Origin of the sequence: Streptomyces sioyaensis, from assembly GCF_004122735.1 — a bacterium.
In the GTDB taxonomy this organism is placed as follows: Bacteria; Actinomycetota; Actinomycetes; order Streptomycetales; family Streptomycetaceae; genus Streptomyces; species Streptomyces sioyaensis.
Genome location: NZ_SDIF01000153.1, coordinates 1 through 12,381, shown reverse-complemented (window position 1 = coordinate 12,381; position 12,381 = coordinate 1). Strand labels below are relative to the sequence as shown.

Here is a 12,381-nt window from a genome sequence, read left to right as displayed (position 1 = left end):
CGCCTCCCCTGGCTCGACCGGCCCCTACCCCGCGCGCTGGGGCGGCAGCGAGGGCTGGACGAGCAGCATCCGTTCCACCAGGCGCAGGAACATCACGGCGTCCCGCAGAAGATCATCGGCGTCCCGGCGGCCGGCCGCCCCGGCTATACCGGCCTCGGCCTTCGCCCGGCGGTCGGCGCCGGAGGCGAAGAGTGCGCTCCACTCGGTGAGTTCGGGAGCGACCTCGGGGAGGACCTCCCAGGCACTGCGGATACGCCGCCTGCGGCGCGCGGTGGTCTCGGGCCGGCCGCGGACGGCGAGGACGGCGGCGGCAGTGCGCAACGCGGCCAGATGAGCCGTGGCGAACCGCTCGTTAGGGGTTTCCAGGGTCTGCGCTTCTTCCAGACCCTGCTGAGCCTGGGTGAGCAGAGCGAGCGCGGCGGGTGGTGCGGCCGCCCGCCGCAGGACGGGGTGGACATCGCTCGGGGGACCGTACGCAGCGGAGCTGCCCCTGCCGGGACGAGCTGCCATGACGAACCTCCTGTCGTCGCATGCCGGTTCGGGACCGAATGCCGATTCGGGACCGTATGAACCCATCGTGAGGTACGCCACTGACAATCGGCGCTGACCTGCGCTTTCGCCGAAAGCCGACGGATTCTTCGACGGACCTGAGGAGCCTGCACCCCCACCCCCTTGCACCCCCTTGCAGAACCGGGGGTGGGGGTGCGGAAAACGGCCTTTGCACTGACCGGTCAGCTCAAGCAGGGACCGCTGAGGCCTCCGAAGCCCCGAGACCCCCGACTCCCCCGCCACCCCTGACTCCGGCGCGTCCGCCCCGCGCGGCGAACGCGCCGGGAAGGGCGGCAAGGACGGGAGCGATCGGCTTCCTCGTCCTGGTCACGGCCTGCTCCTTGGCGCTTGTGCCGTGGCTGAACGCGCAGTTCGGACCGGCCGGCCGGATCCTGGTGCCGGCGCTGCCGATGCTCCGGCCGACCTCTGCGGGCGGCACCTGTCCGGTGCGGACAGGACCCGGCTTCTTCGCCGCCATCCACCCGTATCTGCCGATGAGTTACCTCGTGGCGGTGCTGACGTCCCTGACGGCGCGCGGCTGGGAGGTGGTGCGGATGAAGGACCTGCATCCGGAGCTGAGACTGTGAGCGCCCGCCCTCCTTCCGCTGCCGCCGGGAGGTACCCACGGCCCGCCGCCGTCCTGCGGGACGGCTGCCCCGGAGTCGAACGCCCGGTGGGGCCGCCCTCGCGCCGCGCGTCGATCAGCACGGCGCGGCACAATCGCCCCCATGGACAGCTCCCACTCCCGCCGCGACGCCACCCGGCGCAAGCTCTTCGACGCCGCGGTCACGCTCATCGCCGAACAGGGTTTCTCCTCCACCACGGTGGACGAGATCGCCGAACGGGCGGGCGTCGCGAAGGGCACCGTGTATTACAACTTCGCGAGCAAGAACGTTCTCTTCGAGGAGCTGCTGCGGCACGGCATCGAGCTGCTGGCGACCTCCTTGCAGTCGGCCGCCGACGAGGTCACCGGCCGGGGCGGCAGCCGGATCGACGCGCTGGACGCCATGATCCGGGCCGGCCTGGATTTCATCTCCCGTTACCCGGCGCTCACCCAGCTCTACGTGGCCGAACTGTGGCGCACCAACCGGGCCTGGCAGTCGACGCTGATGGTGGTGCGTGAGCGGGCCATCACGGTGGTGGAGACCGTGTTGCGGGAGGCGGTGGCCCGTGCGGAGCTGAGCGAGGAGATCGATGTCCCGCTGACCGCCTCGGCGCTGTTCGGAATGGTTCTGGTGGCCGCCCTGGACTGGCAGTCCTACCAGCCGGACCGGTCGATCGACGAGGTCCACGCGGCGCTGTCGCGGCTGCTCCAGGGGCGGGTCGGCGGCCAGGCCTCGTAACCGGGCCCGCCGGGCGGGCCGGGGCTCCGTGGTCGCGGGGGGGCTTTCCGGAGCGGGATGCGGATGCGCGCCGTCGTGGTCAGGTGCGGCGCGCACCCGTTCTCCCCCGTGGGTCCGCGCAAAAGAGTGCGCTGCCCTGGCGCAGATCGTTCCCCCCCGATCCGACCAGGACAGCGCTTCCCCCGTACTCCCCCGTGCTTCCCCCGTATCCCCCGTCACGTCCGGGAGCCGCGCCGCTCCGCCGCCCCGTGTCGGCGGTGCGGCGCCGCTTCCCTTCCGTGGCCCCTACTCTTCCGTCCGGGCGGCCGGCGGCCCATCCGCGTACCTACTCATCTCGGCGTCTGAGTACGGATACTCAAGTCTGAGCACGCGCCCCCAGGGCCTACGATCTTCGGCGTGTCCGTACTTCCCTTGGTGTTCACCAGTGGCTGGGCGAGCGGGATCAACGCCTATGCCGTCGTCCTCGTCTTCGGCCTGCTCGGCGCGACCGGCGTCAGCGAGGAGGTGCCCGCGGCGCTGCAGCGCCCCGATGTGCTGCTCGTGGCCGGGGTCCTGTTCCTGTGCGAGGCGGTCGCCGACAAGGTCCCGTACGTGGACTCCGTTTGGGACGCGGTGCACACGGTGATCCGGCCGGTCGCCGGTGGTGTCGTGGCGGCGCTGCTGGCCGGGCACGACGGTTCGCTGCCCCAGCTGGCGGCGGGCGCGGTCGGCGGCTCTACGGCGCTGGTGAGCCATCTGGTCAAGGCGGGCACCCGGATCGCGGTCAACACCTCGCCGGAGCCGGCCAGCAATATCGTGCTGAGCGTGGTCGAGGATCTGGGCGTCGCCGGGCTCGTCGCATTCGCGGTGTTCCATCCGGTGGCGGCCGCGGTCATTGCGGGGGCGCTGCTGGTCGCGGGGATCGCGGTGGTGGTCTTCCTGTGGTCGCGGATCCGCCGGTACCTCCAGCGCCGGCGGCAGCGGCGCGAGGAGAAGCGGCTCGCCGCGGCGGGCGGCGCGGTGCCGCCGGCGGTCTGACGGTCCGCGCGGGCCGGGGGCGCCGGGGCCGGCGGCGGGCCGGCCACCGGCCGTGCGGGCGTTGTCAGTGGCTCCGGATAAAGTCGCAGGCATGGCACGGATTGCGGTGATCGGCGCCGGGATGGGCGCGATGGCGGCCGCTGCCCGGCTGGCCGTCGCGGGCCACCGGGTGGCGGTGTTCGAGCGCGGCGCGACGCACGGCGGTGCGGTGCGGCGTCTGGAGCGGGACGGCTTCGCCTTCGACACGGGGCCCGGTCTGCTGCATCTGCCGGCCGTCTACCGGGATCTGTTCCTCAAGACCGGCCGGGAGCCGCTGGAGAGCTGTGTCGAGCTGTCCCAGGTCGACCCCGCGAGCCGTCATGTCTTCGCCGACGGCACGGCCGTGTCGCTGCCGAACGCCTCGCGGGCCGGCGTGCTGGCGGCCCTGGACGAGGCGCTGGGTGCGGGCGCCGGGGAGCGCTGGAGCGCGCTGGTGGGCCGCGCCCGTGAGGCCTGGGACGCCACCCGCCGGCCGCTCCTGGAGGAGCCGTTGTGGCAGGACTGGCGGGTGCTGGGGCGCGATCCGTATCCGGCGGTGCGCCGGCGCGGGCTGTTCGGCCGGGGCAAGGGCCCCACGACCGCCACGCTCGCCGAGGTGGCCCGCCGCGAGCTGGCCGACCCCCGGCTGATCGCGCTGCTGGAGAGCCATGCGCTGGCCTACGGCTTCGACCCGCGCAGCGCCCCGGCGAGCGCCGCCGTGCTGCCGTACATGGAGCAGACCTTCGGGAGCTGGTATCCGCGCGGCGGTCTGCGGGCGCTGGCCGACGCGGTGTACGAGCGGTGTCTGGCGCGCAAGGTGGAGTTCAGCTTCGGTGCCGCGGTGACCGGGATCGTGGAGAAGGACGGCCGGGTGGCGGGCGTCGAGCTGGCCGACGGCCGGGTGGCCGAGGCGGAGTTCGTGGTCGCGGGCATCGATCCGGGGCAGCTCGCGGGGCTCTGCGGGGGCCGGGAGCCATGGGGCGCCGACGAGGTGCGCCCCGGCGCGGGCGAGCGCGGCCCCGGGCAGCTGACGGTGTGTCTGGCGCTGCGCGGTGCGCGCCCCGCGGACGCCGTGCACCGGACGGTGGTGCATGCCGCGGACCGCGCGGCCGAGTTGGCGGGCGTGTTCGGCGACGGCCCCGGGCTGCGGACCCCCTGTGACCGGCCCACGGTGACGGTGCTGCGCCCGGACGACCCCGCCGTACGACCGGACGGCGCCCATGAGGCGGTGACGCTGACCGCGACCGTCGCCGCGCACGGCCCGGTGGACTGGCTCGACGGCGAGGCCGTGGCGGCCGAGGCCGAGCGGATGACCGGGATCGCCGAGGCCGCGGTGCCGGGGCTGCGGGAGCGGGTGCTGTGGCGGGAGGTGCTGCCGCCCACGGACGACATGCCGGTGCCGGGCCCGGCGCTGGCCGGCCAGGAAGGGCGCTTTCTGCGGCCCGGCAACCGCACCCGGATACCGGGGCTCTATGCGGTCGGTGGCTGGTCCCACCCGGGCGGCGGGCTCGCGCATGCCGGGATGTCCGGCGCGATCGTCGCGGGCCTGATCGTGCACGGCGACGACTGGCACGGCTCGACCTGACGGCCGGGCGGTGTGCCGGCCCGGCCCTGTGCGGGGCCGGTGGCTGCCCGTCTCAGTAGCGGTACTGCTGCCCGTCGTAGCCCTGCTGGTAGGGCGGATACTGCTGCTCGGGCGGGAGTTCGCTGTCGCGCTGCTGGGGGACCCAGACACCCCCGGGCGGCGTCTCGCCGTAGCCCTGGCCCGGATTCTGGCCGAGCGGCTGTCCCTGGCTGTCGTACTGCTGCGCGGCGTAGGGCGCCTGGGCGTAGGGCGACTGCGCGTAGGGGTCCGGCTGCCCGTACGGGTCGTAGGCCGCGGGGTACTGCTGGGTGCCGATGTACGGGTCGGAGTAGGGCGCCTGCTGGCTCAGGGCGTCGCCGTAGGCCGCGTAGGGATCGGCCCAGGTGTCCTGGCCGGCGCCGTTCTGGCCGTAACTGCCGTCGTACGCATAGCCGTTGCCGTCGCCCGGAACGTTCCCGACGGGGGTGCCGTAGGCGTCGTAGCCGGTGTATTCGGGCTGCGGGGCGCGGGCGTCGGGGCTGTAGATGCCGTACTGGCCCGTCTCGTCGGGCATCGGCTGCGGGGCGTAGACGGCGGTGGCGTCGGCCTGCGCATAGTCGTTCTGGACGGCGAACGGCTGGGTCTCGTAGGCGCTCTGGTCCAACTGCCCGCCCTGGTAGGGGTCCTGGCGGCGGAAGACGTCGTCGGTGTCGTAGTCGTAGGAGCCCTGCCCGGCGTAGGAGCCCTGCCCGGCGTAGGGGTCCTGGCTCTGGAAGCCGCCGGTGCTCTCGAAGGTGTCCTCCAGCCCGTTGCCGGCCCCGGGCTGGAAGCCCCGCCCGTCGGTGTCGCCCGGCTGCACCGCCTCCAGGCCGGAGACCTCCAGCTTCGGTTCGGCGGGGGCCGGGCCGGAGTTGCGGGCCCGGCGGCGCCGGCCCTCGGCGGGCTTGCCCGACATCCCGGGCATGCCGGGCTTGCCGTCCTTGCCGCGCAGGGCCCAGCCGGTGGTGAAACCGCGGCGGAAGGAGAGCGTCACATTGGTCTGCCCGACGGCGAAGGCGGCGAGGCCCACTCCGATCACGATCACCGACGGGATGAGGACACCGACGACCACGGCGAGGAAACCGGCGAAGGCGAGCAACCGCCAGCGCAGCCGCGCCTTGTTCTGGAGCAGGACCTCACCCAGCAGCCACAGGGCGACCAGGCCGAACGCGATGTAGAGGACCGTCCAGCCCATATACGCCCCTCTTCCGCCGCTCGCCGGCCACCGTCATCAGGACTGCTGGTGCAGCCCCAGATTCTCGTAGATTTCCAGGGTCGCCGTGGAGTGGTTCAGGGTAATGAAGTGCAACCCGGGAACATCCTCGGCCATCAAACGTGCGCACAGATCCGTTGCGTACTCGATACCAATGGAGCGTACCGCCGCCGGATCGTCCTTGACGGCGAGGATGCGCTCGGCCAGCTCGGGCGGGAAGGCTGCATTGCTGAGCTGAGCGAACCGCTCGATCTGACGCACGTTCGTCACCGGCATGATCTCCGGAATGATCGGCGTGGAGCAACCCGCGGCCGTCACCCGGTCCCGCAGCCGGAAGTAGTCCTCGGGATAGAAGAACATCTGGGTGATGGCGAAGTCTGCGCCGGCCCGGCACTTGTCGACGAAGTGCGCCACATCCGTGTCCCAGTCCGTCGAGCGCGGATGCATCTCGGGGAAGGCGGCGACGCCGACACAGAAGTCGCCGGACTCCTTGATGAGACGGACCAGGTCGGCGGCGTAGGCGACGCCGTCGGGGTGCTTGACCCACTCGCCCATCGGGTCACCGGGCGGGTCGCCGCGCAGCGCGAGCATGTTGCGGATCCCGGCTCCGGCGTACTGGCCGATGATGTTGCGCAGGTCCGCCGTGGAGTGGTTGACCGCGGTCAGATGGGCGACCGGGGTCAGGGTGGTGTCGGTGGCGATGCGCTCGGTGGCGCGCACCGTGCCGTCACGGGAGGTGCCGCCGGCGCCGTACGTCACGGAGACGAAGGTCGGCGAGACGGCCTCGATGCGGCGAATGGCGTTCCACAGGGTCCGCTCGCCCTTCTCCGTCTTGGGGGCGGCGAACTCGAACGAGTACGACTGCTTACCGGAGGCAAGCAGGTCGCGCACCGTTCGTGCGCGATCAGTCCTGGTGGAAGCTGTACCTAGGGCCATACCGGCAGGTTAACCACCGGCCGGGCACACACCAACCGTGATCGGCGTTATGCCTGGTTGGTGCGGTTCATGTCCACTGGTTGGACATTTTCCGGTCGCCGGGATGTCGGAAAAGCTTCCGCCGCCACCGCACCTCCATGCCCTGCGGAAGCCGGCCACGGAAGCCTGCCGGTCTTCTGGCGCCGCCGCGGGGTGATCCCGGTCACCCCGTCCCGACGTGTCCACAACAGCGCCTCGGCCGGGTCGGAGTCGCCCGGAGGGCGTGTCCGCGTGCGGCGCCGCGGCCTTCCGACCCTGACCCCTCGGACAGTCCCTAGGGCCTGTCGTTCGGGTCAGGCCCTAGGCGTCCCAGGTCCGGATGCGCTTGGCCAGGTCCGCGGCAGCAGCCCCCGGGTCGTCCGCCTCCGTGAGGGCGCGGACCACCACGATCCGGCGGGCGCCGGCCGTCAGCACCTCGTCCAGATTTCCGGCGTCGATCCCGCCGATCGCGAACCACGGGCGCTCGGGGGCACGGGAGGCGGCGTAGCGGACCAGATCGAGGCCGGGGGCGTGCCGGCCCGGCTTGGTGGGGGTGGGCCAGCACGGGCCCGTGCAGAAGTAGTCCACGCCGGCTTCGTCGAGGGCCGCGTCCACCTCGGCCTCGGCGTGGGTGGAGCGGCCTATGAGGACGTCGGGGCCGAGCAGGGCGCGGGCGGCCCGGACCGGCAGGTCGCCCTGGCCGAGGTGCAGCACGTCGCTGCCGGCCGCGTGGGCGACGTCCGCCCGATCGTTGACCGCGAGCAGCTTGCCGTGCCGCCGGCAGGCGTCCGCGAAGACCTCCAGATGCCCGAGCTCCGCACCGGCCTCCAGGCCCTTGTCACGCAGCTGGACGATGTCCACCCCGGAGGCGAGCACCGCGTCCAGGAACTGCGGGAGGTCGCCCTGCCGGGTGCGGGCGTCCGTGCACAGGTAGAGGCGGGCGTCGGCAAGGGCCTGTCGTGCGGTGGTCATCGGGCGGCTTCCCCCCGGGTCGGGGGTGTACGGGCCGGTCCTTCCGGTCCGTACACCCCGCGGATGTGGTTACGGATGCTGGTGCGGTTGCGGGACGGGAGTGCGCCACGCCGGGTGCGTCAGACGGCGAGCGCCTGGGCCCGGCGCTTCACCTCCGTGCCGCGATTCTCGCGCAGCGCCTGGGCGGGCGTGCCGGGCAGGGTCTCATCCGGGGTGAACAGCCACTCCAGCATCTCCTCGTCGGTGAAGCCGTCGTCCTTGAGCAGGGTGAGCGTGCCGACGAGGCCCTTGACCACCTTGTCGTCCTTGATGAAATCGGCGGGCACGTGCAGTGCCCGGTTCTCGCCGCGGCGCACCGCGATCAGCTGGCCCTCCTTGACCAGCTGTCGGACGCGGGTCACCTCGACGCCGAGCCGTTCGGCGATGTCGGGGAGGGTGAGCCAGGCGGGGACGAGTCCATCGATGTTTGCGTCAATCTCGGTCACAGGAACAAGCCTGCCACCTCGCACTGACAGCCGGTAGCCGGGCATCGCCGTCGGGGGCCTGCTGCACACCGGAGGGTGACGGCCGGCTGCCGTCCGCGACCGTTGCGCGCCCCCGCTACAGCGCCGCGGCCTTCAGCGGTACGGAGGCGTTCGCGGCCCGCTCCCGGTCCAGGACGACCCCCCGCTCGATGAGCTTGCGCCCCTGAGCCAGGTCGCGCGGGCGCCCCACGGCCAGCAGCGCGACGAGCCTTCCCGCCCCTCGCCCGCCACCGCCCCGATCCGACCGCGCTTCGCCCGGGCTCTCCTCACTGCGCAGCCAGAGCACCGACCAGGCGGCCCCGGTCGGGTCGCCGCGCCAGACCAGTTCGTCGGCGTCGACGTGGTGGCCCGCGTACTGCACGAACCGGCCGAACTGCTCCGACCAGAAGTACGGGACGGGGTCGTAGACCAGCCCTTCGGTGCCGCCGCGGGCGATGTTCTCGGCGACCGTGCGGGGGCCCTGGAGGGCGTTGTCCCAGTGGTGGATGAGCAGCCGGCCGCCGTAGCGGGCCGAGGGGAAGGAGGCGCAGTCGCCGACCGCGTAGACATCGGGCACGGAGGTGCGCAGGCGGCCGTCGGCCAGGACGGAGCCGTCCCGCGGCGACACCTCGACGCCCGAGCCGGCCAGCCAGCCGGTCGCGGGCCGGGCGCCGATCCCGACGACCACCGCGTCGGCGGGCAGCGTCGTGCCGTCCTCCAGGGTGACCGCACCCGGCGTGACGGACGCGACCTTGGCACCGGTGCGCAGCTCGGCGCCGGCGTCCGCGTACCAGCCGGTCATGTGGGTGGCCACTTCGGGCGGCAGGGCGCCGGCCAGCGGGCGGTCGGCGGCCTCGACGACGGTGACCGCGCAGCCCGCTTCCCGGGCCGCGGTCGCGAACTCGGCGCCGATCCAGCCGGCCCCGACGACCACGATCTCGTGCTGGGCGGCGAGCACCGGCCGCAGCCGCTCGGCGTCGTCGAGGGTGCGCAGCAGATGGACGCCGGGCAGTCCCTCGCTGCCGGGCAGCATGATCGGGGCGGCGCCGGTCGCGAGGACCGCGTAGTCGTAGGAGATCGGGCCGTCGGCAGTCTCGACCTGGCGGGCCTCCGGCACCAGGCCGGTGACCGGGCAGTTGAGGCGGAGGTCGATGCCGAGCCCGGCGAAGTCGACGTCGAAGGTGGAGCCTTCGGCCTTGCCCAGCAGCACCGCCTTGGACAGCGGCGGGCGGTCGTAGGGCTGGTGGGGCTCGTCGCCGAGGAGCGTGATCGCGTCGCGCCACCCTTGTTCGCGCAGGGCGACGGCGGTCTGCACACCCGCGATTCCCGCGCCGACGATCACGACGCGCGGCGTGCGGTCAGGGGCCTGGGAGGACTTGCTCTGCTCGCTCACCTGATCACTCTAGGACGGTGGGCGGAGCCGTCCGCAGCAGCGCGCAAGGAGATCTCTGACACAGCGTCACAGTCGCTCGGTGCGGTCCGCGGGCCCGTGGGCGCGCCGGGGGCGGCACCTTACGGCGCGTCGCGGCCCCGTATTAGGCTGACGGCCACACGCACTCGCGGGAGCCCGGACGCACCGGGCTGAGAGGGAGGCTGGCCGGCCTCCGACCGTACGAACCTGATCCGGGTCATGCCGGCGAAGGGAGGGGCTGGATGCCCATGCCACCATCTGCCGCACCGTCGCAGCCGTCCGCCAGGAGGCCGGACGTGCTCGTGCTCGGCGGCGGCATCATCGGTCTGGTCACCGCCTGGCGGGCGGCCGGCCGCGGGATGTCCGTCGCGGTGGCCGATCCGGCGCCCGGTGGCGGCGCGGCCCGGGTCGCGGCCGGCATGCTGGCCGCGGTCACCGAGCTCCATTACGGCGAGCAGACCCTGTTGGGGCTCAATCTCGCCTCGGCACGGCGCTACCCCGAGTTCACCCAGGAGCTGGAGGAGGCCGGCGGGCAGCGGATCGGCTACCGGCGGTGCGGCACCCTGGCCGTCGCGCTGGACGCCGACGACCGCGCGCACCTGCGCGAGCTGCACGCCCTGCAGATCCGCTCGGGACTGGACTCGCAGTGGCTGACCGGGCGCGAGTGCCGCCGCCTGGAGCCGATGCTGGCCCCCGGGGTACGCGGCGGGCTGCGGGTGGACGGCGACCACCAGGTCGATCCGCGCCGGCTGGTGAGCGCCCTGCTCGTCGCCTGCGAGCGCGCCGGAGTGGACTTCCACCGCAGCCGCGCCGCCCGGCTGACGGTCGCCGGCGGACGGGCCACCGGCGCCGAACTCGCCGACGGGACACGGCTGTCGGCCGGTCAGGTCGTCCTGGCCGCGGGCAGCGAGAGCGGTCGTCTCGCCGGCGTCCCCGCCGAGGTGCTGCCGCCGGTGCGGCCGGTCAAGGGACAGGTGCTGCGGCTGCGGCTGCCGCAGGTGCCGGCCGGGAGCCCCGCCTTCCTGTCGCGCACCGTACGGGCCGTCGTACGCGGCGGGCCGCTCTACCTGGTGCCGCGGGCGAGCGGCGAACTGGTCGTCGGCGCCACCAGCGAGGAGCTGGGCTGGGACACCACCGTGACCGCGGGCGGGGTCTACGAGCTGCTGCGGGACGCGCACGAGCTGGTCCCGGGCATCACCGAGCTGCCGCTCGTCGAGACCTGCGCCGGGCTGCGCCCCGGCTCCCCCGACAACGCCCCGCTGCTCGGGCCGACCGCGCTGCCCGGCCTGCAACTGGCCTGCGGCCACTTCCGCAACGGGGTGCTGCTGGCGCCGGTCACCGGTGACGCGATGGCCGAGTCGCTGGCCACCGGGAGCCTGCCGGACGTGGCCCGCCCCTTCTCCCCCGCGCGCTTCTCCGCCACGCCCGACCAGCGCGGGGGAACCCTCCTCGCCGCCCCGGGGCCGGCGCGCACCCGTACCCCCCAGGAGCAGCCCGTATGAGCGCCCCCACCGTGTCCGTGTCCGTCAACGGCGAGGCCCGCGAGATCGCCGGCGGGCTCACCCTCGACCGGCTGGTCGCGACCCTGACCCCGGCGTCCTCCGGGGTGGCCGCGGCGGTCAACGACCTCGTGGTGCCGCGTGCCCAGTGGCCCACCACCCCGCTCGGCGACGGCGACCGCGTCGAGGTTCTCACCGCCGTCCAAGGAGGCTGACCCGCAGCCATGACCGATATCGCCACCCAGCGGGAAGCCGCTCCCGCCACCACCGCCCCCGACCCGTTCACCCTCGCCGGCACCACCTTCGGGTCCCGGCTGATGATGGGCACCGGCGGCGCACCCAGCCTCGACGTCATGGAACGGGCACTGCTCGCGTCGGGGACGGAGCTGACGACGGTCGCCATGCGGCGGCTGGATCCGACCGTGCAGGGCTCGGTGCTGTCCGTACTGGAACGGCACGGGATCCGGGTGCTGCCGAACACCGCGGGCTGCTTCACCGCGGGGGAGGCGGTGCTCACCGCCCGGCTCGCCCGGGAGGCACTCGGCACGGACTGGATCAAGCTGGAGGTCGTCGCCGACGAGCGCACCCTGCTGCCCGACCCGGTGGAGCTGCTGGACGCCGCCGAGACCCTGGTGGACGACGGATTCACGGTGCTGCCGTTCACCAACGACGATCCGGTGCTGGCCCGCAGGCTGGAGGAGGTGGGCTGCGCCGCGATCATGCCGCTGGGCTCGCCGATCGGCTCCGGGCTGGGCATCCGCAATCCGCACAACTTCCAGCTGATGACCGAACGGGCCGGGGTCCCGGTGATCCTGGACGCCGGCGCCGGCACCGCCTCGGATGCCGCCCTGGCCATGGAGCTGGGCTGTGCGGCGGTGATGCTGGCGACCGCGGTGACCCGGGCGCAGGAGCCGGAGCTGATGGCTCACGCGATGCGGCACGCGGTCGAGGCGGGCCGCCTGGCGCACCGCGCGGGCCGGATCCCACGCCGCCACTTCGCCCTGGCGTCCTCCCCTACGGAGGGGATGGCAGACCTGGACCCTGAGCGACCAGCGTTTTAGGGGGCTTCCCACGTTGTCGGCTTTCCCGCCGTGGTGGTTTCTCGCCGTTGCGCTTTGCGGCGCGACCCACGTTGTCGGCTTTCCCGCCGTGGTGGCTGGTCGCCGTTGCGCCTGCGGCGGGCTGGGTGGGTGTCGGGTGCGGTGACGGACCTCCGGGGCCAGTGTGTGGGACTGCTTCGCTTTACGTCCCACACACCGGCCCCTCCGGCCCGTCCCCTCCCGTGGGAGGAGTACGTGA

General features: G+C 73.4%; 12 protein-coding genes, 1 pseudogene and 1 riboswitch. Of the genes and pseudogenes, 7 read left to right on the top strand and 6 right to left on the bottom strand.

Annotated features, from left to right (window positions below):
* Positions 1 to 24 precede the first annotated feature (24 nt).
* On the bottom strand, positions 25 to 510 hold the full coding sequence (locus tag EST54_RS30655) for an SAV_6107 family HEPN domain-containing protein (protein ID WP_129250965.1): 486 nt from the start codon (positions 508 to 510) through the stop codon (positions 25 to 27).
* Positions 511 to 839: 329 nt separating this feature from the next.
* Here EST54_RS30655 and EST54_RS30650 point away from each other — a divergent pair.
* The 4 genes and pseudogenes from EST54_RS30650 to EST54_RS30635 form a co-directional block, all read left to right on the top strand.
* Positions 840 to 1,136, top strand: a pseudogene (locus EST54_RS30650) (hypothetical protein); the annotation flags it as partial.
* A 141-nt stretch (positions 1,137 to 1,277) separates the two neighbouring features.
* Positions 1,278 to 1,892 (top strand): TetR/AcrR family transcriptional regulator, encoded by a 615-nt coding sequence (locus EST54_RS30645; RefSeq protein ID WP_129250964.1) that lies wholly within the window; start codon positions 1,278 to 1,280, stop codon positions 1,890 to 1,892.
* A 396-nt stretch (positions 1,893 to 2,288) separates the two neighbouring features.
* Positions 2,289 to 2,909, top strand: coding sequence for a DUF4126 domain-containing protein (locus EST54_RS30640; RefSeq protein ID WP_129250963.1), 621 nt, complete (start codon positions 2,289 to 2,291; stop codon positions 2,907 to 2,909).
* A gap of 91 nt (positions 2,910 to 3,000) precedes the next feature.
* Positions 3,001 to 4,512: a phytoene desaturase family protein gene (locus EST54_RS30635; protein ID WP_129250962.1), complete on the top strand. Its 1,512-nt coding sequence runs from the start codon at positions 3,001 to 3,003 to the stop codon at positions 4,510 to 4,512.
* Positions 4,513 to 4,564: 52 nt separating this feature from the next.
* Here the strand turns inward: EST54_RS30635 and EST54_RS30630 are convergent, their stop codons facing one another.
* From EST54_RS30630 to EST54_RS30610, 5 genes are all read right to left on the bottom strand, one after another.
* Entirely contained in the window at positions 4,565 to 5,725 is a 1,161-nt protein-coding gene (locus EST54_RS30630; RefSeq protein ID WP_129250961.1) for a hypothetical protein, read from the bottom strand.
* Between the two features lie 36 nt (positions 5,726 to 5,761).
* The gene (gene metF / locus EST54_RS30625; RefSeq protein ID WP_051006930.1) at positions 5,762 to 6,679 is read right to left on the bottom strand and encodes a methylenetetrahydrofolate reductase [NAD(P)H]; all 918 of its coding nucleotides are present in this window, start codon (positions 6,677 to 6,679) and stop codon (positions 5,762 to 5,764) included.
* Positions 6,680 to 7,018: 339 nt separating this feature from the next.
* Positions 7,019 to 7,669, bottom strand: a complete 651-nt coding sequence (gene thiE / locus EST54_RS30620; protein ID WP_129250960.1) for a thiamine phosphate synthase — start codon at positions 7,667 to 7,669, stop codon at positions 7,019 to 7,021.
* A 119-nt stretch (positions 7,670 to 7,788) separates the two neighbouring features.
* Positions 7,789 to 8,154: an Rv2175c family DNA-binding protein gene (locus EST54_RS30615; protein ID WP_006606129.1), complete on the bottom strand. Its 366-nt coding sequence runs from the start codon at positions 8,152 to 8,154 to the stop codon at positions 7,789 to 7,791.
* Positions 8,155 to 8,269: 115 nt separating this feature from the next.
* Positions 8,270 to 9,565: an NAD(P)/FAD-dependent oxidoreductase gene (locus tag EST54_RS30610; protein ID WP_129250959.1), complete on the bottom strand. Its 1,296-nt coding sequence runs from the start codon at positions 9,563 to 9,565 to the stop codon at positions 8,270 to 8,272.
* Between the two features lie 156 nt (positions 9,566 to 9,721).
* Positions 9,722 to 9,834, top strand: a riboswitch (TPP riboswitch).
* Here EST54_RS30610 and thiO point away from each other — a divergent pair.
* The 3 genes from thiO (at position 9,826) to EST54_RS30595 (ending at position 12,143) form a co-directional block, all read left to right on the top strand.
* The gene (thiO, locus tag EST54_RS30605; protein WP_239013697.1) at positions 9,826 to 11,085 is read left to right on the top strand and encodes a glycine oxidase ThiO; all 1,260 of its coding nucleotides are present in this window, start codon (positions 9,826 to 9,828) and stop codon (positions 11,083 to 11,085) included. (Overlaps the previous riboswitch by 9 nt.)
* Positions 11,082 to 11,297, top strand: coding sequence for a sulfur carrier protein ThiS (gene thiS / locus EST54_RS30600; RefSeq protein WP_006606126.1), 216 nt, complete (start codon positions 11,082 to 11,084; stop codon positions 11,295 to 11,297). The genes thiO and thiS overlap by 4 nt, the downstream gene beginning before the upstream one ends.
* 9 nt (positions 11,298 to 11,306) lie before the next feature.
* A complete protein-coding gene (locus EST54_RS30595) occupies positions 11,307 to 12,143 on the top strand; it encodes a thiazole synthase (RefSeq protein WP_129250958.1) in 837 nt (278 codons plus the stop codon).
* Positions 12,144 to 12,381 lie beyond the last annotated feature (238 nt).

Excerpts from the sequence above, each read along its gene's own strand:
- EST54_RS30655 (WP_129250965.1), bottom strand. The coding sequence starts at position 510 with ATGGCAGCTCGTCCCGGCAGGGGCAGCTCCGCTGCGTACGGTCCCCCG.
- thiO (WP_239013697.1), top strand. The coding sequence starts at position 9,826 with ATGCCCATGCCACCATCTGCCGCACCGTCGCAGCCGTCCGCCAGGAGG.
- thiS (WP_006606126.1), top strand. The coding sequence starts at position 11,082 with ATGAGCGCCCCCACCGTGTCCGTGTCCGTCAACGGCGAGGCCCGCGAG.
- EST54_RS30635 (WP_129250962.1), top strand. The coding sequence starts at position 3,001 with ATGGCACGGATTGCGGTGATCGGCGCCGGGATGGGCGCGATGGCGGCC.
- EST54_RS30645 (WP_129250964.1), top strand. The coding sequence starts at position 1,278 with ATGGACAGCTCCCACTCCCGCCGCGACGCCACCCGGCGCAAGCTCTTC.
- EST54_RS30595 (WP_129250958.1), top strand. The coding sequence starts at position 11,307 with ATGACCGATATCGCCACCCAGCGGGAAGCCGCTCCCGCCACCACCGCC.
- thiE (WP_129250960.1), bottom strand. The coding sequence starts at position 7,669 with ATGACCACCGCACGACAGGCCCTTGCCGACGCCCGCCTCTACCTGTGC.
- metF (WP_051006930.1), bottom strand. The coding sequence starts at position 6,679 with ATGGCCCTAGGTACAGCTTCCACCAGGACTGATCGCGCACGAACGGTG.
- EST54_RS30630 (WP_129250961.1), bottom strand. The coding sequence starts at position 5,725 with ATGGGCTGGACGGTCCTCTACATCGCGTTCGGCCTGGTCGCCCTGTGG.